Raw genomic sequence first — 19,591 nt, forward strand, 5'->3', positions numbered from 1 at the left:
GGACTTTTAAAATTTATAATAATAAACTTATTTTATCATTTCTATTTTTTGAACTTCTTCTTCATTGACACTGTCAAAGAATCCTTGTTCATTCATCCAGTCGTCGCTAAACACTTTACTCATGTAACGAGAACCGTGATCTGGGAAGATTGCTATTACATTACTGTTTGCATCAAATTCTCCTTCTTCAGCATATTGCTTGATGGCTTGCATCACAGCTCCTGAAGTATACCCTACAAACAATCCTTCTTTACGAGTGATTTCTCTTGCGGTATGAGCACTCTCTTCATCAGTTACTTTCATGAACTTATCGATCATGTCAAAATCGGTAGCCGATGGAATTAAGTTTTTACCTAGACCTTCTATTCTATATGGATAAATCTCGTCGTTATCAAATTCTCTTGTTTCATGGTATTTTTTCAATACAGAACCAAAAGCATCTACTCCAAGCACTTTAATATTAGGGTTTTGTTCTTTTAAATATTTTGCAGTTCCTGAAATAGTACCACCGGTACCACTACAAGCAACAAGATGGGTAATCTTTCCATTTGTTTGCTTCCATATTTCTGGTCCAGTTGATTTATAATGGGCATCAATATTCAATTGATTGAAGTATTGATTGATATATACAGATCCTTTCGTTTCTTCATGTAATCTTTTGGCAACATTATAATAAGAGCGTTCGTCATCTGCTGATACGTGAGCTGGACATACATAAACTTTTGCTCCTAAACTGCGAAGCATGTCGATTTTATCTTTTGATGATTTTGAACTTACGGCAAGAATGCAATTGTACCCTTTAATGATACTTACCATTGCTAAACTAAAACCAGTATTACCTGATGTTGTTTCGATAATAGTATCTCCTGGGGATAAAATTCCTTTTTTCTCAGCCTCTTCAATAATGTATAATGCGATTCTATCTTTTGAGGAATGTCCCGGATTAAAAGCTTCTACCTTAGCATAGAAATTTCCTTCTAACTTTTCGGTGACTTTATTTAGCTTAATAAGTGGTGTGTTACCTATTAATTCTAAAACATTATTATAAGCGTTTATTTCTTCTTTCATAAAAAAATAGTTAATCAAGGGCAATTTTATTCAACCTCGAAACGTTGCAAATTTAACAAAAAATTTCGAATTACTTTTTAATTTTCTCTAAATCTAATAAAAAACTAAATTCTTTAGCTAATTCTTTAAGTGCTTCAAACCTACCTGAAGCACCTCCGTGACCAGCATCCATATTAGTATCTAAGTATAAAACCGTATCATCTTTTTTTAATGTTCGCATCTTAGCCACCCATTTTGCAGGCTCCCAGTACTGCACTTGAGAGTCATGAAGACCTGTAGAAACATAAATATTAGGATATTTTTTCTCTTTTAAGTTATCATATGGCGAGTACGACTTCATATATTTATAATACTTTTTAACATTAGGATTTCCCCATTCGTCATATTCTCCTGTTGTCAATGGAATAGAATCATCTAGCATTGTGGTCACTACATCCACAAAAGGCACTTGAGCAATAACACCATTATACAGTTGTGGTGCCATATTAATAATCGCTCCCATTAACAATCCTCCTGCAGAACCTCCCTCAGCATATAAATGTTTTGCAGATGTGTATTGATGCTCGATTACATATTTTGAGCAATCTATAAAATCAGTAAATGTATTTTTCTTTTTGGCTAATTTTCCTCCTTCATACCAAGGTCTCCCTAAATCCTCTCCCCCTCTAATATGTGCAATCGCATAAACAAATCCTCTGTCCAGTAGCGAAAGTCTTGTTGAAGAGAAATAAGCGTCCATGGAGTGTCCATATGAACCATAAGCATATAATAACAAGGGGTTTGTACCATCTTTCTTCAGGTCTTTTTTGTACACCATCGAAATAGGCACTTTGGTACCATCTTTGGCGGTAGCCCAAACTCTTTCTTCGTGGTAATTGTTTTTATCAAATTGCCCCCCTAAAACCTCTTGCTCTTTTTTAACTTCTTTTTCTTTGGTTTTCATATTGAAATCAATCACAGACGAAGGTGTCGCCATCGATTGGTATCCATAACGCAGAATATCAGTATCAAAGTCGATGTTTGCAGTGGTGTATGCAGTATATGTCTCACTTTCGAAAGGTAAAAAATACTCCGCATCCCCGTTCCATGGCATAATACGGATTCTGTTCAAACCATTACTACGCTCAGAAACTACAAGAAAATCTCTAAAAATATCAATATCTTCTAGCAAAACATCCTCGCGGTGCATGATTACTTCTTCCCAATTTTTTCTATTGGTTGCCTTTTCAGGCGTTTTCATTAGCTTAAAATTAGTTGCTTTATCTTTATTAGTAACAATATAAAAACTACCTCCGTAATACGAAATACTATATTCCAGTCCGCGAACTCTTTTTTGGAAAACCTTAAATTTTCCGTTAGGATTATCGGCTAATAAAGTTCTAAACTCCGTTGTTAAAGTACTTGAAGAGCTTATTAAAATATATTTTTTTGATTTTTCCTTTCCAACCGCGACATCAAAAGTATCGTCTTCTTCAAAATAAACTAACTCATCATCTGTAGTTTCATTACCTAACTTATGTTTTAAAACTTTATCAGAACGCAAGGTTTTAGCATCTTGATTGGTATAAAACATAGTTTGGTTATCATTGGCCCACGTTGAGTTTCCAGTAGTATTTTCGATTTTATCCTTTAAAATTTCTCCTGTAGTAAGGTTTTTAACATGCAATGTGTAAATTCTCCTTCCTACGGTATCTACTGCATAAGCTGCCAGATTATTATCAATACTAATGCTAAGCCCGCTTAATTGAAAGTATTTGTGGCCTTTCGCCAATTCATTACAGTCAAACATTATTTCTTCATTTGCCGAAAGGCTTCCCTTTTTTCTAGAATAAATAGGATAATCTTTTCCTTTTTCAAATCGGGTAATGTAGTAGTAGCCATTGTATAAATAAGGAACCGACTCATCATCCTCCTTAATTCTAGCTTTCATTTCTTCATATAAATCTTTTTGAAAATCCTTAGTATGAGCCGTCATTGCTTCATAATATTCATTTTCTTTATTAAGATAATCAATGACTTCTGGATTTTCCCTATCCTTTAACCAAAAATAATTATCGATTCTAATGTCGTCAAACTTTTCTAATTGAGTAGGAATCTTCTTTGCTATTGGTGCTTGTATCTTTTCTGTCATTTATTGAACTTTCAAATTTTTACAAAAATAACATAAAGCAGAATTAGAATACAAAAGCTTTTCATGTTATTTAACATTGGTTATTCCTTCAAATATAGTAATTTCGTGTTTCAATAACTTATAAAATAGGAAAAATGGATTTAATGGGAATGATGGGTAAATTGAAAGAAACCCAAAATAAAATTGAGGAAACAAAAAAACGTTTGGATTCAGTTCTAGTAGACGAACAAAGTACTGATGGTTTATTGAAAGTAACAATTACAGCCAACAGAAAAATAAAATCAATAACCATTGCTGATGACTTATTGCAAGACAAAGAGCAACTGGAAGATTATATGATTTTAGTACTTAATAAAGCGATCGAGAAAGCAACCAAAGTAAATGAAGCGGAACTAGATGCTGTTGCAAAAATGGATATGCCAATGATTCCAGGTATGGACAATTTGTTTAAATAGTAAAAAAATAAGTGGTGAATTAGGAGTCTCAATAGTTGAAATTTTCTAATTCACCACTTTTAATTTATAACTTAGATAAAGTTTCTAAAACATAGGTATGCATGACTTCTCTATAGTCAAGATGCGTAACCATTCTAAGCTTACCTTGTCCCATCGAACTAATTGATATGTTTTTTTGTTTTAACTTTTCAATCAATTGCTTATCCCCGTAATTGGGTGCCAAAGAAAAAATTAAAATATTCGTTTCTACAGGTTCTACAGAAGCGACCCAATCCAACTTATTCAATACCGCTGCTAATTCTTTAGCTCTTCTATGATCTTCGGCAAGGCGACTGATGTTATGTTCTAAAGCATATAGTCCGGCTGCCGCCAAATAACCCACTTGACGCATACCACCTCCTAATATTTTTCTAATTCTTAATGCACGATGAATCGTTGCTTTGTCTCCAAGTAAAACAGAACCTATTGGAGCTCCAAGCCCTTTTGACAAGCAAACTGAAATAGTGTCAAAAAGTTGCCCAAAAGACTTTGGGTCTTGCTTTTTAGCAATCAATGCATTCCAAATTCGGGCACCGTCAAGATGAAATTTTAAATTGTTAGCAACGCAAACTTCTTTTATTTTTTTTAAATCTTCAATTTCATAACAAGCTCCTCCCCCTTTATTTGTGGTATTCTCTACACAAACTAAACTCGTTAACGGACTGTGATAAGACTCGGGATCATTTATGGCTCCAGCTACTTGCTCGGCAGTGATCATTCCTCGATTACCGTCTAGCAAACAAAAAGAAACTCCACTATTAAAAGAAGCTCCTCCTCCTTCATACAGGTAAACATGAGCATATTTATCGGCAATTATTTGTTCTCCAGGTTGGGTATGTAGTTTTAAAGCTGTTTGATTTGCCATGGTTCCAGAAGGAAAAAAAAGCCCCGCTTCCATACCGAAAATTTGTGCAATAGAATCTTCTAATTCAATAACGGTAGGATCTTGCTTGTATACATCATCACCCACTCCAGCATTAAACATGTACTGCAACATTTCATAGTTAGGCTTAGTAATTGTATCGCTGACCAAATTTATTTCCATATCTTGATTTTATAAATATTTAAAAGACAAGTCACCACTTGTCACTGCATAAAATTTTCTTATTTTTGCCCCACAAAATTACATAATTTATGACAACTACCGAACAAATTAAAGGTATTGTAGAGCGCCTTGGTGCGTTGAGGAGGTATCTTTGACGTTGATGCCAAACTAATTGAAATTTCTAACGAAGAAGAAAAGACTTTTGCCCCTGATTTTTGGAACAACGCCAAGGAAGCAGAGGTTATTGTAAAAAACCTTCGTAACAAGAAAAAATGGATCGAAGATTACAATAAAGCAGTTGAAATGACTGACGAATTGCAACTAGCTTATGAGTTTTATAAAGAAGGTGAACTTACCGCAGAAGAGTTAGACGAACAATATAATCTTACTCAGAATCATATTGAAGCGATCGAATTCAAGAACATGCTTTCGGATGAAGGTGACACTTTAAGTGCTGTAGTACAAATAACTGCTGGTGCTGGTGGAACTGAAAGCTGTGATTGGGCTGAAATGCTCATGCGTATGTATATGATGTGGGGCGAAAAATATGGATACAAAATAAAAGAGTTAAACTTTCAAAAAGGAGATGCTGCAGGTATAAAAACAGTGACACTTGAATTTGAAGGCGATTATTCTTTTGGATACTTAAAAGGCGAGAATGGTGTGCATCGATTAGTGCGAATATCCCCTTTTGATAGCAACGCCAAACGCCATACGTCATTTGCTTCCGTTTATGTATATCCACTTGTTGATGATAGTATTGAAATCGACATTAATCCTGCTGATATTGAAATTACAACTTCGCGTTCCAGTGGAGCTGGAGGTCAAAATGTGAACAAAGTAGAGACCAAAGTACAGCTTTTTCATAAACCAACGGGTATCCAAATTCAGTGTTCAGAGACACGTTCTCAGCAAGACAACAGACAACGAGCGATGCAAATGTTACGCTCTCAGTTGTATGAGATTGAATTAAAAAAACAACTAGCACAGCGTGCCGATATTGAAGCGGGAAAAATGAAAATTGAATGGGGTTCCCAAATCAGGAATTACGTAATGCAACCCTATAAATTAGTAAAAGACGTTAGAACGGGTTATGAAACCAGTAATGTTGACGGCGTCATGAACGGTGAAATAGATGAGTTCCTAAAAGCCTATTTGATGATGATGGGGCAAAAGGAAGAAGAATAGAAATTCAGTTTTACATCCCTTTGATATAATCCAATAAAAAAAATCCTTTCTACCTTTAATTTTTTAAAGTTTGAGAGGATTTTTTTATTTTATGACTTATTTTTAAACGCTAGGTGTATTACTCTCTTTACAATCCGTTTTTCAAAACATTTAAATTTCCCATAATAATTGTGGGGTTTTGTTTAGGATCTAACCAATTCACTAATGACTTCATCCTTACTTCATCAATCGCCACGCAACCTGCGGTAAAAGATGGCTTTTTTATAGCCAAATGAAGAAAGATTGCACTCCCCTTCCCTTTTACAATTGGGTTTGTATTGTATTCAATAACTAAACAGTATTTATAAGCATCATTATTCAATACTAAATTCTCATACGATTTTGCATTAGTAGCTCCTTTGATGTACGTATTGTAATCCTTTGAATTGGGGTCATCAATCCATTTATCCTCAGCAGTAGTTTGTTGGTTTTCTAATAAAGTTTCAAACTGTTTTTCATAACTAAATAATTTTCCTAAACGAAAAATTCCTGTTGGCGACTTACCGTCTCCTTCCATTTTATGAAATGGCAATGCAAAGCCGTTTTTCCCTATCCCTACTTCTACCGGACCTAGTTTTACATTATAACCAGTTCCTTTTTTTTCTAAAGCTACAAAAGAAGCTGTATAATTTTCTGGCTGATAATTATACACTACAAGTAATTGTTGTACATTTTCTAAGTTATTTTTGTTCTGTTTCGCAATTAACAAAGCATTTTCAATTGTAGCATTGTTCTTTTGCGCCTTGGAATGATTAGACGAAAACAATACTAAAGTTAAAAAGATAAAAGGATTCAAAAACTTCATTTTATTAGGGATTATTTATCTAATTTTTAAGATTCTAAAAATACCTTTTTTAGATTAATCTATTTACCTTTAATGAGTATTTGTCCTTAAAAATTCAAAAAAAATATAAATAAGTAAAATCCATTCTAAAGGCAAATCAATAAAAAATGGAATGATCCCTAAAAAGACTCCTTTTTTGTTATTAAAACGTTAATATATGAATGATATAAAACTTTTACTGCAGAAAGTTTTATCTTATAGATTCAACAAATTATTTTACAAACTTTAGTACTATTTTTTTTTAATAAAAACATAGACTTCGCAAAAATCCCCTAAATACCTTGTTGACTATTATAGATGCTGAAACTATCAGTTTCTTATTATAAAACATTTTTACAGAAGCAAAAAAATAAACCATTTTTTAAATATAAATATAGTAATAGTAAGCGACAGCGGATTATCCGATCCGTTCTAGAATAAAAAAATAAATCAGATTTTACATTTAATAAAAAAACAAAATATGTCAAAATTAAACGTTAGTCAGAAATTAATTCAATCGCATCTCTTACACGGGGATATGATTGCGGGCAAGGAAATTGGAATCCAAATAGATCAGGCTTTATTGCAAGATGCTACTGGAACATTAGTCCAATTAGAGTTAGAAGCTATGGGGCTGAAAAAAGCAAAAACAGAAATTGCAGTTCAATATGTGGATCACAATTTACTGCAAACCGATTCAAAAAATGCCGATGACCATTTATTCTTACTTTCGGCAGCACAAAGATTTGGTCTTTGGTTTAGCCGACCTGGAAACGGCGTAAGTCACCCAGTACATATGGAGCGATTTGGCAAACCCGGAAAAACACTCGTTGGATCTGATAGTCATTCTTGTGCTGCAGGTTCATTAGGAATGCTTGCGATTGGAACTGGTGGTTTAGATGTTGCTGCAGCAATTGCAGGTCAACCCTATTTTGTTAAAATGCCAAAAGTAATGGGTGTAAAACTCACAGGTAAATTACCAGATTGGGTTAGTGCCAAAGATGTTATTTTAGAAATGCTAAGACGTTACGATGTAAATGGTGGTGTTGGGAAAATAATAGAATATTATGGTGAGGGATTAAAAAATCTAAGTGTGATGGATCGGCATGTTATTGCCAATATGGGTGCTGAATTAGGTGCTACAACTACTGTGTTTCCCAGTGACGCCGAAACCAAACGTTTTTTAATTTCCCAAGACCGGGAATCTGATTGGACAGAATTAGTAGCCGATGCAGAAGCGACTTATGATGAATATGCCGAAATCATTTTGGACCAATTAGTCCCTTTAATTGCACTTCCTACTAGTCCTGGAAATGTAGTTCCCGTGAGCCAGGTTGCTGGGAAATCAATTTCTCAAGTCGTAATAGGTTCTTCTGCCAATCCTGGATTAAGAGATTTTTGGATTGCCGGAGCCATAGTAAAAGACAAAACAATCAACAGTGCGGTTTCTTTTGATATCAATCCTACCTCGAGACAAACAATTCAAAATATGCTGAAGAATTTTACTTTTGCAAATTTAATTACTGCAGGCGCTCGGTTTCATCAATCGGGTTGTATGGGTTGCATTGGAATGGGCCAAGCTCCCGCAACAGGAACAATCAGTTTAAGAACCATGCCACGAAATTTCCCAAGTAGATCAGGAACAGAAGACGATCAGGTGCATTTATGCAGTCCTGAAACGGCTGCGGCATCTGCTCTGACAGGAAAAATAACTGATCCTAGAGATTTGGAAAAAATCTATGGTATGAAATATCCTAAATTTGAAAATCCTGAAATAGAAATTATCAATACCGATATGCTTATTGCTCCTTTAGAAGATGGTTCGGCAGTTGAATTACACAAAGGACCAAATATTAAATCTATCCCTGAAATCGAAGCTTTACAGCAAGATTATCGCATTCCTATCTTATTAAAAATGGGTGATAATGTTTCAACTGATGAAATTTTGAAAGCCGGAGCCGATGTTCTCCCCCTAAGAAGTAATATCCCTGAAATTAGTAAATATACATTTAGTGTAATCGATCCTAGTTTTTATGAGCGGGCCATGAAATCAAAAAAAGAATTTGGTGGACACATCGTGATTGCAAAAGAAAATTATGCTCAAGGTTCTAGTAGAGAACATGCTGCTCTTGCTCCTAAATATTTGGGACAAGTGGCTGTTATTGCTCATAGTTATGCCCGTATTGCTTGGCAAAATTTAGTTAATTTTGGAATTGTACCTTTAGAATTTATAAACGTTTCTGATTACGACAAAATCGAACAGGGAGATTTAATTCGTTTTAAAAACCTTCGAGATGACGTTATGAATAGAAAGAATATAAAAGTATTGGTTGAAAAGGAAGACGGAAGTATTATAGAATTTGAAACCAAACACAACTTAAGTGATCGCCAAATTAATGTTCTTTCAAAAGGAGGAATCATAAATGATTTTAGATCAAAACTTTAAGTTGGATTTAAACAAGTTATATATGGAACTTAAAGAATAAAAATGAATCATACATTCAAACAAACTAAAATTCTGTAGCTTTTTTTTTACTTGTTGCAGCAATATTTGGTTATTTTTGCTTGGAAAATTCATCCTTTTATGAAAAAAAATATAATCCTTTTTGTTTTGTTTATGTCTCTCACTTCTTATGGGCAGAAAAAAGTTTATTATACCGAAGATTTTAAAGAACTAGCTTCAGCTAAAGATGCAACTTACTATAGCATTTATCAAGAGAGCAAAGACGGGACACAGAGAACAACTTACTATTTAGATGGTACAATTAGAAATAGTGATCAATTTTCTAATTTGCGAAAACACATTTTAAATGGCGAATCAGTAAATTGGTACAAAAATGGAAATAAGGAATCTATTTTATTGTATACAAAAGGGAAGCAAGAAGGAATTCAAACGCGATATTATGAGAATGGCCAAATTAAACGTACCGAAAATTACAAAAATGACGAATTTATTGACGGAAAATGCTTTGATCAAAATGGCTTAGAAATTGCTTTTTTTCCGTATTATGTAAAACCTGAATTCCCAGGTGGAATGCAAGAGTTCTACCGTTATATAGGAAAAAACTTTAAGTCAAAAAACAATGCAAAAGGACTAATAAAAATTGATTTTGTTGTCGAAATAGATGGTAGTTTGAGAGATTTTAAAATAAAAGAAGGACTAAATTACGACATGAATGTTGAAGCTCTAAGAGTACTTTTTAATAGTCCGTTATGGATTCCTGGTAAAGTAGATGGTAAACACTCACGAGTGAAATACAGTATTCCAATTACTATAAAATAAATCTTTCAACTAAACAACTTTGTTTTTATAACCATTCAATCAAAGAAACCCCAACACCAATGGTCGTTTGTAAATTGTTATAATCAATTAGCGTTTCACCATAACCATGTGAAAGCAACAAATATCCTTTCAAGTTATTTTTAATAGGATATGACCATGAAAAAGAAGAATTCCCCCTGGCTTTTGATCCAAAATTCAAATTATGACTCCCTATAAAGGAAAATACATTTCCATTTTTAGCATAAATTATATTTAAATCTCCTCTACCTACATATTCAGAAATATCCGGATTATCATCTTTTGTAGCTTTCATTCGCAACCAAGGTCGTATATAAACCGTCCAATTATTGCGCTCAAAACCAGCATGAAAAATAATTCTGTTCCAGCTTCTAGAAAAAGGATCACTTTTCCCATTGGATTCGTGATTAAAAGCGACACCAACCATTCGGGTTTTAAAACCAAAAACTTTTAACTTTACAGGAATATTTAAAATCAGTTCTGGTTCGTAATTCACTTCTCTAAATGGTCTTGATAGGTTATTATTATAAATTTGCCAATGCGATATTTGAGTATATGCCACCCATAAATCACCCCTTCCCCAAAAAATACCTTGCAACACTTTGGTTTTAAAACTCAATTGAAATTTAGCTTCAATATTATTGTAATCAACTCCTGCTGGTGCTATATAATCTGGATCAACATTTCCTGAATGGGGCTGCTCATTTGGATTATTTGACCAACGAACTGGTAAAACATACATGGGTTTATAAGGTGTTACTAAAAAAGTACCTCGTACAGAATTTGTATCTAATTCCCAGCGCTCCGTTAAATTATGAAGCTGTGTTTTATTATTGAATAGCGCTTGAACTTGTGCATTTAAAGAAATAAAAGAACAAAAAGTTATAATAATCGTTAATTTTATTGATATTACTTTCATATTTTAAAAACATATATTAGCCTGTAAAACTAGCTATTAACTATTGCTCTTCGTTATATATTTATTCCATTTACTTACATAAATCACACATTTAAACTTGTTAAAGAATTTCGAAATATTAGGAATTAAAGTACCAATTTGTTTTATTTGACAACTTAAACAAACCAAACACATCTAGACTTAATGAAATCCTATTCACTCGAAGAAATTAATGAAATTTTAAATGGCTGTATCATTGGTAGTGTACTACAAAAAATTACAGCTCCTGAACAACTTGAAGTAGCAAATGAATCAGAAATTTCATTTATTGGAAACAAGAAATATGAGAAATTTTGGGCAAATTCCAAAGCTGGAGTTGCTGTTGTTAACGAGGATATTTCAATAGAACCTGGAGAAAATAGAGCTTTTATTAAAGTAAAAAATGCTGATTTGGCCATGTCCCAAATATTAGCTCTTTTTGCTCCTCCAACTCCAGTATTTCAATTAGACATTCACCCTACAGCTGTAGTGGATCAAACTGCAATTATATGTAATGGGGTAAGAATTGGTGCAGGCTGTTATATAGGTCCTAAAGTAGTTCTTGGAGATAATACTACTATATATCCTAACGTGACTATTCTAGATGAAAGTTCAATCGGAAAAAATACCGTAATCTGGTCTGGAACAGTGATTAGAGAACGTTGCCACGTAGGTAATGATTGTATAATACATCCAAATGCTACAATTGGTGCAGATGGATTTGGTTTTCGCCCAGATCCAGAAAGAGGTTTAGTTAAAATTCCACAAATAGGAAATGTAATTATAGGAAATAGTGTTGAAATTGGTGCAAATTCTTGCGTGGACAGAGGGAAATTTAGTTCTACAGTACTTGGTGATGGTTGTAAAATTGACAACCTAGTACAAATAGGTCATAACAGTAAGTTAGGACGTTTTTGTATTATGGCTGGTAACAGTGGATTAGCAGGTTCCGTAACCTTAGGAAATGGAGTCATTATTGGTGGAAGCGCATCAATAAAAGACCATACAACCATAGGTGATGGCGCAATTGTAGGTGCTGGATCTGGTGTTACTGGAGATATTCCTGCTGGAAAAACCATGTTAGGGTATCCCGCTGTTGAAGCACGTGACGCATTAAAACAATGGGCAATATTGAAACGATTAGTAAATGATTCAAAAAAATAATTATTCCACTTTTTATTAAATTCATAAAAAAACAGAAGCTTACTTCTGTTTTTTTGGTTTTAAGACCTGAAATTTTCACATAAACCATGATAATCCCATTCAAATAATAATTTTATTAGTTGGGATTTTGTACTTTAGCACAAACTATTTTTAACCTTATTTCACCTATGGATTTGAACTTCAACAAAAACGAAGACCACAATAAACTTTTATTAAGTCAATTAAAACAAAATTTCTCTAAAGTAAAATTAGGTGGTGGTGAAAAACGAATTCAGAAGTTACATGCCGAAGGTAAAATGACCGCTAGAGAGCGTATCGATTATTTACTTGATCCTAAAGCAAAATGTATCGAAATTGGTGCCTTTGTAGGTGAAGGAATGTATGCTGCTTATGGTGGATGCCCTTCTGGTGGTGTAGTCGTTAAGATTGGATACATCAAAGGAAAACAATGTATTGTAGTGGCTAATGATGCAACAGTAAAAGCCGGAGCATGGTTTCCTATTACTGCTAAGAAAAATCTACGTGCACAAGAAATAGCCATGGAAAACAGACTGCCAATTATTTATTTAGTAGATAGTGCAGGTGTATTTCTACCATTACAAGATGAAATTTTCCCTGATAAAGAACATTTTGGTCGCATATTTAGAAATAATGCCCAAATGAGTAGCATGGGAATTACCCAAATTTCAGCTATAATGGGAAGTTGTGTTGCGGGTGGCGCGTATCTCCCTATAATGAGTGATGAAGCTATAATAGTAGATAAAACTGGAAGTATATTTCTTGCAGGAAGTTATTTAGTAAAAGCAGCTATCGGTGAAAGCATCGATAATGAAACGCTGGGCGGAGCAACAACACATTGCGAAATCTCAGGTGTTACCGATTATAAAGCCAAAGACGACAAAGACGCCTTAGACAAAATAAAAAATATAGTTGACAAAATAGGTGATTTTGACAAAGCGGGATACAGTCGTATTAAAGCTGTAAAACCGGCATTAGATGAAAAAGAAATCTATGGTATTCTACCAAAAGCGCGAAATGAACAATATGATATGATGGAAATCATCAATCGTTTGGTTGACAATTCTGAATTCGAACCATACAAAGATGGTTATGGTCAAACCATTATTACTGGATATGCACGAATTGATGGCTGGGCAGTTGGAATAGTTGCTAATCAACGAAAAGTAGTAAAAACTAAAAAAGGAGAAATGCAATTTGGCGGTGTCATCTATTCTGATAGTGCTGACAAAGCCACTCGTTTTATAGCCAACTGCAATCAGAAAAAAATACCCTTAGTTTTTGTACAAGATGTTACCGGTTTTATGGTAGGGTCCAAATCAGAGCAAGGCGGTATTATTAAAGATGGTGCAAAAATGGTTAATGCCGTTAGTAACTCTGTTGTTCCTAAATTTACTGTAATCGTTGGAAACTCTTACGGTGCAGGAAATTATGCTATGTGTGGAAAAGCATACGATCCAAGACTGATTTTTGCATGGCCAAGCGCTGAATTAGCAGTTATGGGCGGAATTCAAGCTGCAAAAGTATTGGCACAAATAGAAGCTTCTTCGCTTAAAGCAAAAGGAGAAACCGTAGATGAAGAAAAGGAAGCCGAATTGTTCAATAAAATCAAAGCGCGCTATGACGAGCAAACTTCCCCTTATTATGCTGCCTCTAGACTATGGACTGACGCTATTATTGATCCACTAGACACTAGAACTTGGATTTCTATGGGTATAGAAGCGGCAAACCACTCTCCTATTGAAAAACAATTTAATCTAGGTGTCATTCAAGTATAATATAGTACTGGCTCTCCGTTTTTATTTAAAAAAAATAATTCCCTTTCTAGCTAAAAACGGAGACCTAAACAAACACTATGAAAAAATTATTTACTTTAGTCTTTGTCTCCATATTGTTTATTCAATGTGCTTCTATCAAAAAGCACAATAGTCATTTGAATGATTTAATCTCGGCAAAAGATTTAAAATCAGATGTAGATTTTACATATAAAAAACTGCAGCAACTACATCCTGATTTATATGAGTACATCACTAAAAAAGAATTGGACTCGAAATTCGACAGTCTTAAAACAACGATTCGAAAACCCATGACAAGTTTAGCATTCTACAAAAAATTAAGTCCTGTAGTTGCTGCTATTAGACAAGGTCATACTTTTGTTTATGCTCCAACAAAACTAATGAGCAAAAAAGTGACTAAGGCTATTACAAAAAAAGGAACTGGACCGTTTTCACAATTTAATTTTGATTTTATAAATGATAAATTATATGTCGTTAAAAATAAATCAGACAATAAAACCATAAAGCCTGGGACTGAGGTTGTGTCGGTAAATGAAGTAAAACCCATAAATTTAATTGAGGAGTATAACACTTTTTATAGCTCGGATGGTTATAATACCACATTAAAAAAACGCTATTCAGGCAAACGTTTTTCTTCTTATTTTACTATAGAAAATGGATTAAAAGATAGTTTAAATTATGTTTTCAAAATTAATGATAGCCTAAAAAAAATAACCATACTAAGACACCAAGAAGATACAACTAGTAATTCCCTAAAAAAAAATAAACTAAAAAAAACAGCATTTAATCATGCTAAAAGAAAAGTCATCCGAAAGAAAAAAAGAGTTAATGGCTACAACAAAACCGAAAATATATTTAATAGAAATTTACGTTTTATTGAAAAAGACAGCAGTATTGCCATACTGAAAATAAATAGTTTTAAACTGGGGGATTTTAGAACTTTTTACAAAGAAAGCTTCAATAAAATAGACCGGTATAAATCAAAAACATTGATTCTTGATCTAAGAGATAATGGCGGAGGGAGATTAAACGAAATAGTTAATTTATATACCTATTTAGCCGATTCCTCATTTGTATTTATAGATGAATCAGAAGTAGTTTCAAAATCGAGCTTATTAAAAGGTGCTTATTTCAGCGAAGGTACATTTGTTGAAAAAATTATCAAAACCATTTATTCACCTCTACTTTATGGCTATTTATTTCTTACGGTGCACAAAGGACAAAACGGAAAAAATTATTATGCAACGCAAACAAGGCTTCATAAAATCAATAAAGCTGCATTTAAAGGAAAAATATATGTACTGATTAACGGAGGTAGTTTTTCGGCCTCCAGCATTATTTCATCCAATTTAAAGGGATCAAAAAGAGCCACTTTTGTAGGACAAGAAACGGGTGGTGGATATAACGGAACTGTAGCTGGATTTATGCCTAAAATAAAACTCCCTAAATCCGATATAAAAATCCGAATTGGTTTAATGTTGTTTGCGCCCCATTATAAAACAGATCAACACGGGCACGGTATTTTTCCCGATCAAGAAATAATACCAACCCTGCAAAACAAAATAGAGGAAATTGATGTTGAACTCAACTGGGTTTTAGAGGATATTAAAAAACAGAAAACAAAACATAATTAACACTGATTTACAGCTAGTTGCATTATTATTTCATAACTTTATATACCCAAATAGCAATCTAAAACATAATAATATGTTTTTCTTTTACACTCTTTTTCATTTTTAAAATGAAAAGAAATTACTTAAAAATTATAATGATTTAAAATTATAAGTAAGATGAAAAAGATTCCGATTCTATTTTTAAATGTATTGCTTATGACCGTACAGTCTGTTGTTGCGCAGGCCATAACTCCAGATAGCACCTCACCCAAAAAGGACAAAAAAATACATTGGGAATCAGGCATAAACCTTTCAGTACCTGTACACGTACAAATGTATCGTTCCCATAGGTTTGAAATTGGTTTGAATTTAAGGGCTTGGAGAAAAATTTCACCCAAATGGGACCTGGGAATTAAATTCGATTATGACTATTGGCTTGTCAAAAAAAATCCACCAGTACTAACACCCGAAAGTTCTTTAAGCGATAGAGCATTATACAGTAACTTTAGCATCTTTTCATTGAAAGCAAATACACAATATAGTCTCACCAACAAGTGGTATTGGGGAGCAGAATCTGGTATAGGCTATGCGCTTTCGGATGCAGACGGGAGGTTTGGACTTGGTTTTGTATCTGAATTTGGTGGTCCACAACGCTTTGGAATTTCCTCGAGCTTCTATATTGGGAGGTATTTCTTCCTTTGTAACCAAAAAAATAAATTAGGATTATCTATTGATTTCACACAATATTTAGCTCATGGGCATGCAGAGAACAGCCTTGGCTTGAAAGTAAAATACCGCTTCATTCATTAAGTAACTAGAATTTATATAGTATTATAGAACAAATAGAAACGATGCACTAAAAACCCCAATTTTCTATTTCAAACTGAAGGAAATTTATAGGTCTAAAAACACATTTTTACACTTAAAATCAGTAACTTAGTGTAGTGTTTTTAAACTATCGCAATATGAATAATGTAAAACAACTAAATAAATGGGCCAATGCGCACACTTATTTAACTTTAGATTTAGTACGAATTGCACTTGGAGTATTTTTGTTTACAAAAGGTATTTCCTTTATTACAAATATCCAGTATCTAGTAGATTTAATTTCTCCAATTGATCGAATTGGTGGTGGAATGTTTCTAATTCATTATATTGCTCCTGCCCATATGATAGGAGGTATTATGATTGTATTTGGTTTGTTAACGAGGTGGGCTATAATTGCACAATTACCTATCCTGATAGGTGCCATTGTTGTCAATTTTATGGGAGAAATGCATTCTCAAAATTTATTATTGGCGCTACTTATATTAGTAGTATGCTTATTTTTCTTGTTTTATGGAAGTGGCAAGCACTCCGCTGACTATTATTTTAAAATGCAAAAGTGAATCTATAAAAAAAAGCATTATGAATTATCATAATGCTTTTCTTTTATAATAGAATAAAGGCTTTAAAAACAAGCCTAAATACTTTCTAACATTTCTTTCCTTTTTATTTTTCCGTTTTCGGTTTCCATAAATTTAGAAACATAAAAAACATTTTTGGGTTTTTCATATTTATCCAATCCGTCAAAACTCAATTCGACTGCACCGTCTTTTTCTCCTTCTATGACCAAAACTAATTTTTCACCTAGAATGGTGTCAGGAATTCCACCTAAAAAAAAGCGAGAATGAATTTCGTTAGCTAATTTTTCCTCAATTTGTTCTGGAATTAATTTTATTCCTCCACTATTGACTACATTATCAATACGTCCTAAAAACACAAATTGCTTTTCATTTAAAATCTCGACTAAGTCATTGGTAACAATAAGTTCTTCCGATATTTTTGGTGCATCAATTACTAAACAATTTTTCTCGTTTTGAGAAATTGAAATATTCGGCAAAATAGAAAAAGCGTTCTCCCCCACTTTTTTGGCAGCAATATGAGTAATAGTTTCAGTCATTCCGTAGGTTTCATAAACTTGAGTCTTCCCTTTTAATAGACTTTTTTCAAGAGACTTGCTCATTTTAGCGCCACCCACTATCATTTTCTTCACATTTTTTAAGCCAGCCAAAGAATTTTGAGCTTGTAAAGGTACCATTGCCACAAAATCATATTTGGTTTCATTCTTAGTCAACGGATGTGAGTTTGGTTCCACAAAATCAATATCAAGTCCTAAAATAAAACTTCGAACTAGCATCATTTTACCCGCAATATACTTAGTTGGCAAACAGTATAATGCTTTATCACCAGGACTTAATTCAAAGAAATCACCTGTTGCTAAAGCCGAATTAACCATTGTTTGCTTATTTGTTCTAATAATCTTAGGTGCACCTGTAGTTCCCGAAGTTTGTAAATCAATGTACGATTTCTCATCAAACCAATCGAGCAAAAAGTCTCCAATCGATTTTTCAAATTCATCTCCTTCTTTTATCAAACAGTAAGATACACGGCATAAATCTTCTTTATTCAAATGATAACCATTCAATTTGAACTGATTATGCACGTTTTTATAAGTTATTTTTTTCATTACTAGTATGTTGTTTATAAGATGTTTGTTTCCTTATTTAATTCAATCTTTCCAGTTAATTTTTCTTTCCAGTCAGACCAATTGTATTTTCTACTAAAGATATATAAAAGTAATGGGTAAATAACTATTACCGGTAAGATAACATCGATTCCCGCTTTTGGTTCCGAAATATCTTTAAAAATAGAATTCGTTTGAAAAGCAGACCAATCTGAGGTAACTAATAATGCACTAATTAAATTATTTGCTGCATGGAAACCCAATGCCAATTCCATTCCTTCATCCATCAAAGTGAGTATTCCCAAAAATAAACCGGTACCTATGTAATAAATAAAGATGATATTTCCCATTTTAGAGACTTCCGGATTCGATAGATGCATTGCTCCAAAAATAACAGAAGTCATCACTAATGGGAACCATTTATTCTTGGATAAATTAGCAAATCCTTGCATTAAATATCCTCTAAAAACATATTCCTCTGTACTAGTTTGAATAGGAATCAAAAGCGTTCCTATAACTACTAAAATCGCAAAAGGAATAGGTTTAAAATTGAAAACAAAATTCTCAGGACTGGCATAATAAAAAATTAAAGTAGAAGCAATTGTAAAAATAGACCAGATTGAAAAAGAATAAAAAAATCGATTCCAATCCATTTTTTTTCTTGAGGTAGTTATGGAAAGCATGGTTTGATTGTGAAGATGTCGCACCACAAAATAAATCCCAATTAAAGTAAAAACAAACGAAATTAGGATTAAAAACAAAGTGAGATTAGGCTCAAAAAAACGCATTATATCTTCGTTATTTGACGGATAAGCCTTACCATTTATCATTACTTCATATAAAAGTCCAACTAATAATGGAATTTGCCCCACAAAAGAGGTCACTATAATTAAAGTAGAACCTACTAAATATTTCCAAAAGTTATTTTCTGAATTAACACCTTGCTCTATAAACATTTATTTAATTTAAATATGAGTATAATTAGACTATCAAAGTCTATTTTTGTCAGTCGAAAATACCTTTTTTATTTTAATATAGACTAAAAAACAAAAATAAAACAAATGATACAAATATACCATAACCCCCGTTGCGGAAAATCAAGAAATGCTTTAGCACTAGTAGAAGAAACAAAACAAGAATATGAAGTTATAAAATATCTAGAGCAACCACCTACTTATCCAGACTTAATTTTACTATTAAAAAAGCTTCATTTAAAACCACTAGAATTAGTACGCCAAAAAGAAAAAATTTGGATTGAAAATTACAAAAATAAATCTATGACTGACGAATCAATAATTAATGCCATGGTATCAAACCCAATTCTTATTGAAAGACCCATCCTTATAAAAGGAGATAAAGCAATCATTGGCAGGGACTTAGAGAAAGTTAACCATTTCCTGTAGCGGGAAGCTTTTTTATTTAACAGTTTTTTATGATTTACCCTTTAAACCAAATGCAATTTTTGCAA

At 33.1% G+C, this 19,591-nt stretch carries 17 protein-coding genes; 10 read left to right on the forward strand and 7 right to left on the reverse strand.

Annotation, left to right across the window (positions count from 1 at the left end; translation table 11 throughout):
• Positions 1–27: 27 nt before the first annotated feature.
• Positions 28–1,068, reverse strand: a complete 1,041-nt coding sequence (locus AB3G33_RS14435; RefSeq protein ID WP_367753975.1) for a PLP-dependent cysteine synthase family protein — start codon at positions 1,066–1,068, stop codon at positions 28–30.
• Positions 1,069–1,138: 70 nt separating this feature from the next.
• Positions 1,139–3,199, reverse strand: coding sequence for a S9 family peptidase (locus AB3G33_RS14440; protein WP_367770810.1), 2,061 nt, complete (start codon positions 3,197–3,199; stop codon positions 1,139–1,141).
• 134 nt (positions 3,200–3,333) lie between these two features.
• Between AB3G33_RS14440 and AB3G33_RS14445 the strand changes: the two genes are divergently transcribed.
• Complete coding sequence (locus AB3G33_RS14445) at positions 3,334–3,654, forward strand: YbaB/EbfC family nucleoid-associated protein (protein ID WP_367753977.1); 321 nt, start codon at positions 3,334–3,336, stop codon at positions 3,652–3,654.
• 64 nt (positions 3,655–3,718) lie between these two features.
• On the opposite strand, the gene AB3G33_RS14450 is transcribed toward AB3G33_RS14445, so the two are convergent.
• Entirely contained in the window at positions 3,719–4,738 is a 1,020-nt protein-coding gene (locus AB3G33_RS14450) for a low specificity L-threonine aldolase (RefSeq protein ID WP_367770812.1), read from the reverse strand.
• An 89-nt stretch (positions 4,739–4,827) separates the two neighbouring features.
• On the opposite strand from AB3G33_RS14450, the gene prfB reads away from it, so the two are divergent.
• Positions 4,828–5,926, forward strand: a protein-coding gene (prfB, locus tag AB3G33_RS14455) for a peptide chain release factor 2 (protein WP_367770814.1) whose coding sequence is annotated in 2 segments (ribosomal slippage) — positions 4,828–4,890 and positions 4,892–5,926 — 1,098 coding nt in all. Because the reading frame shifts where the segments join, the coding sequence is not laid out codon by codon here.
• Between the two features lie 127 nt (positions 5,927–6,053).
• Here prfB and AB3G33_RS14460 read toward each other — a convergent pair.
• The gene (locus tag AB3G33_RS14460) at positions 6,054–6,770 is read right to left on the reverse strand and encodes a L,D-transpeptidase (RefSeq protein WP_367770817.1); all 717 of its coding nucleotides are present in this window, start codon (positions 6,768–6,770) and stop codon (positions 6,054–6,056) included.
• A gap of 499 nt (positions 6,771–7,269) precedes the next feature.
• Between AB3G33_RS14460 and AB3G33_RS14465 the strand changes: the two genes are divergently transcribed.
• Positions 7,270–9,234 (forward strand): aconitate hydratase, encoded by a 1,965-nt coding sequence (locus AB3G33_RS14465; RefSeq protein ID WP_367770819.1) that lies wholly within the window; start codon positions 7,270–7,272, stop codon positions 9,232–9,234.
• A 138-nt stretch (positions 9,235–9,372) separates the two neighbouring features.
• A complete protein-coding gene (locus tag AB3G33_RS14470) occupies positions 9,373–10,071 on the forward strand; it encodes an energy transducer TonB (RefSeq protein ID WP_367770822.1) in 699 nt (232 codons plus the stop codon).
• Between the two features lie 25 nt (positions 10,072–10,096).
• On the opposite strand, the gene AB3G33_RS14475 is transcribed toward AB3G33_RS14470, so the two are convergent.
• On the reverse strand, positions 10,097–11,008 hold the full coding sequence (locus AB3G33_RS14475; RefSeq protein ID WP_367770825.1) for a phospholipase A: 912 nt from the start codon (positions 11,006–11,008) through the stop codon (positions 10,097–10,099).
• 183 nt (positions 11,009–11,191) lie between these two features.
• Here AB3G33_RS14475 and lpxD point away from each other — a divergent pair, with 183 nt between their 5' ends.
• From lpxD to AB3G33_RS14500, 5 genes are all read left to right on the forward strand, one after another.
• Positions 11,192–12,190: a UDP-3-O-(3-hydroxymyristoyl)glucosamine N-acyltransferase gene (gene lpxD, locus AB3G33_RS14480; RefSeq protein WP_367770828.1), complete on the forward strand. Its 999-nt coding sequence runs from the start codon at positions 11,192–11,194 to the stop codon at positions 12,188–12,190.
• Positions 12,191–12,357: 167 nt separating this feature from the next.
• Positions 12,358–13,986, forward strand: a complete 1,629-nt coding sequence (locus tag AB3G33_RS14485) for an acyl-CoA carboxylase subunit beta (protein ID WP_367770831.1) — start codon at positions 12,358–12,360, stop codon at positions 13,984–13,986.
• Between the two features lie 77 nt (positions 13,987–14,063).
• The gene (locus AB3G33_RS14490) at positions 14,064–15,638 is read left to right on the forward strand and encodes a S41 family peptidase (protein WP_367770834.1); all 1,575 of its coding nucleotides are present in this window, start codon (positions 14,064–14,066) and stop codon (positions 15,636–15,638) included.
• Between the two features lie 156 nt (positions 15,639–15,794).
• Positions 15,795–16,427 carry a hypothetical protein gene (locus AB3G33_RS14495; protein ID WP_367770836.1) on the forward strand — a complete coding sequence of 211 codons (633 nt, stop codon included), beginning with the start codon at positions 15,795–15,797 and terminating at the stop codon, positions 16,425–16,427.
• Between the two features lie 155 nt (positions 16,428–16,582).
• Positions 16,583–17,005: a DoxX family protein gene (locus AB3G33_RS14500; protein ID WP_367753998.1), complete on the forward strand. Its 423-nt coding sequence runs from the start codon at positions 16,583–16,585 to the stop codon at positions 17,003–17,005.
• 74 nt (positions 17,006–17,079) lie between these two features.
• Here the strand turns inward: AB3G33_RS14500 and AB3G33_RS14505 are convergent, their stop codons facing one another.
• Positions 17,080–18,126 (reverse strand): AMP-binding protein, encoded by a 1,047-nt coding sequence (locus AB3G33_RS14505; protein ID WP_367770839.1) that lies wholly within the window; start codon positions 18,124–18,126, stop codon positions 17,080–17,082.
• Positions 18,127–18,140: 14 nt separating this feature from the next.
• On the reverse strand, positions 18,141–19,079 hold the full coding sequence (locus AB3G33_RS14510; protein ID WP_367770842.1) for a lysostaphin resistance A-like protein: 939 nt from the start codon (positions 19,077–19,079) through the stop codon (positions 18,141–18,143).
• A 105-nt stretch (positions 19,080–19,184) separates the two neighbouring features.
• Between AB3G33_RS14510 and arsC the strand changes: the two genes are divergently transcribed.
• Complete coding sequence (arsC, locus tag AB3G33_RS14515) at positions 19,185–19,526, forward strand: arsenate reductase (glutaredoxin) (RefSeq protein ID WP_367770845.1); 342 nt, start codon at positions 19,185–19,187, stop codon at positions 19,524–19,526.
• The last annotated feature ends 65 nt before the right edge of the window (positions 19,527–19,591 follow it).

The sequence above is a fragment of the Flavobacterium sp. WC2421 genome (assembly GCF_040822115.1).
Classification (GTDB): domain Bacteria; phylum Bacteroidota; class Bacteroidia; order Flavobacteriales; family Flavobacteriaceae; genus Flavobacterium.

What these genes read in the sequence shown, in the direction of transcription:
- AB3G33_RS14490 (WP_367770834.1), top strand. Translation starts at nt 14,064, where the DNA reads ATGAAAAAATTATTTACTTTAGTCTTTGTCTCCATATTGTTTATTCAA.
- AB3G33_RS14475 (WP_367770825.1), bottom strand. Translation starts at nt 11,008, where the DNA reads ATGAAAGTAATATCAATAAAATTAACGATTATTATAACTTTTTGTTCT.
- AB3G33_RS14465 (WP_367770819.1), top strand. Translation starts at nt 7,270, where the DNA reads ATGTCAAAATTAAACGTTAGTCAGAAATTAATTCAATCGCATCTCTTA.
- lpxD (WP_367770828.1), top strand. Translation starts at nt 11,192, where the DNA reads ATGAAATCCTATTCACTCGAAGAAATTAATGAAATTTTAAATGGCTGT.
- AB3G33_RS14510 (WP_367770842.1), bottom strand. Translation starts at nt 19,079, where the DNA reads ATGTTTATAGAGCAAGGTGTTAATTCAGAAAATAACTTTTGGAAATAT.
- AB3G33_RS14485 (WP_367770831.1), top strand. Translation starts at nt 12,358, where the DNA reads ATGGATTTGAACTTCAACAAAAACGAAGACCACAATAAACTTTTATTA.
- AB3G33_RS14435 (WP_367753975.1), bottom strand. Translation starts at nt 1,068, where the DNA reads ATGAAAGAAGAAATAAACGCTTATAATAATGTTTTAGAATTAATAGGT.
- AB3G33_RS14440 (WP_367770810.1), bottom strand. Translation starts at nt 3,199, where the DNA reads ATGACAGAAAAGATACAAGCACCAATAGCAAAGAAGATTCCTACTCAA.
- AB3G33_RS14460 (WP_367770817.1), bottom strand. Translation starts at nt 6,770, where the DNA reads ATGAAGTTTTTGAATCCTTTTATCTTTTTAACTTTAGTATTGTTTTCG.
- AB3G33_RS14495 (WP_367770836.1), top strand. Translation starts at nt 15,795, where the DNA reads ATGAAAAAGATTCCGATTCTATTTTTAAATGTATTGCTTATGACCGTA.
- AB3G33_RS14450 (WP_367770812.1), bottom strand. Translation starts at nt 4,738, where the DNA reads ATGGAAATAAATTTGGTCAGCGATACAATTACTAAGCCTAACTATGAA.
- AB3G33_RS14470 (WP_367770822.1), top strand. Translation starts at nt 9,373, where the DNA reads ATGAAAAAAAATATAATCCTTTTTGTTTTGTTTATGTCTCTCACTTCT.
- arsC (WP_367770845.1), top strand. Translation starts at nt 19,185, where the DNA reads ATGATACAAATATACCATAACCCCCGTTGCGGAAAATCAAGAAATGCT.
- AB3G33_RS14500 (WP_367753998.1), top strand. Translation starts at nt 16,583, where the DNA reads ATGAATAATGTAAAACAACTAAATAAATGGGCCAATGCGCACACTTAT.
- AB3G33_RS14505 (WP_367770839.1), bottom strand. Translation starts at nt 18,126, where the DNA reads ATGAAAAAAATAACTTATAAAAACGTGCATAATCAGTTCAAATTGAAT.
- AB3G33_RS14445 (WP_367753977.1), top strand. Translation starts at nt 3,334, where the DNA reads ATGGATTTAATGGGAATGATGGGTAAATTGAAAGAAACCCAAAATAAA.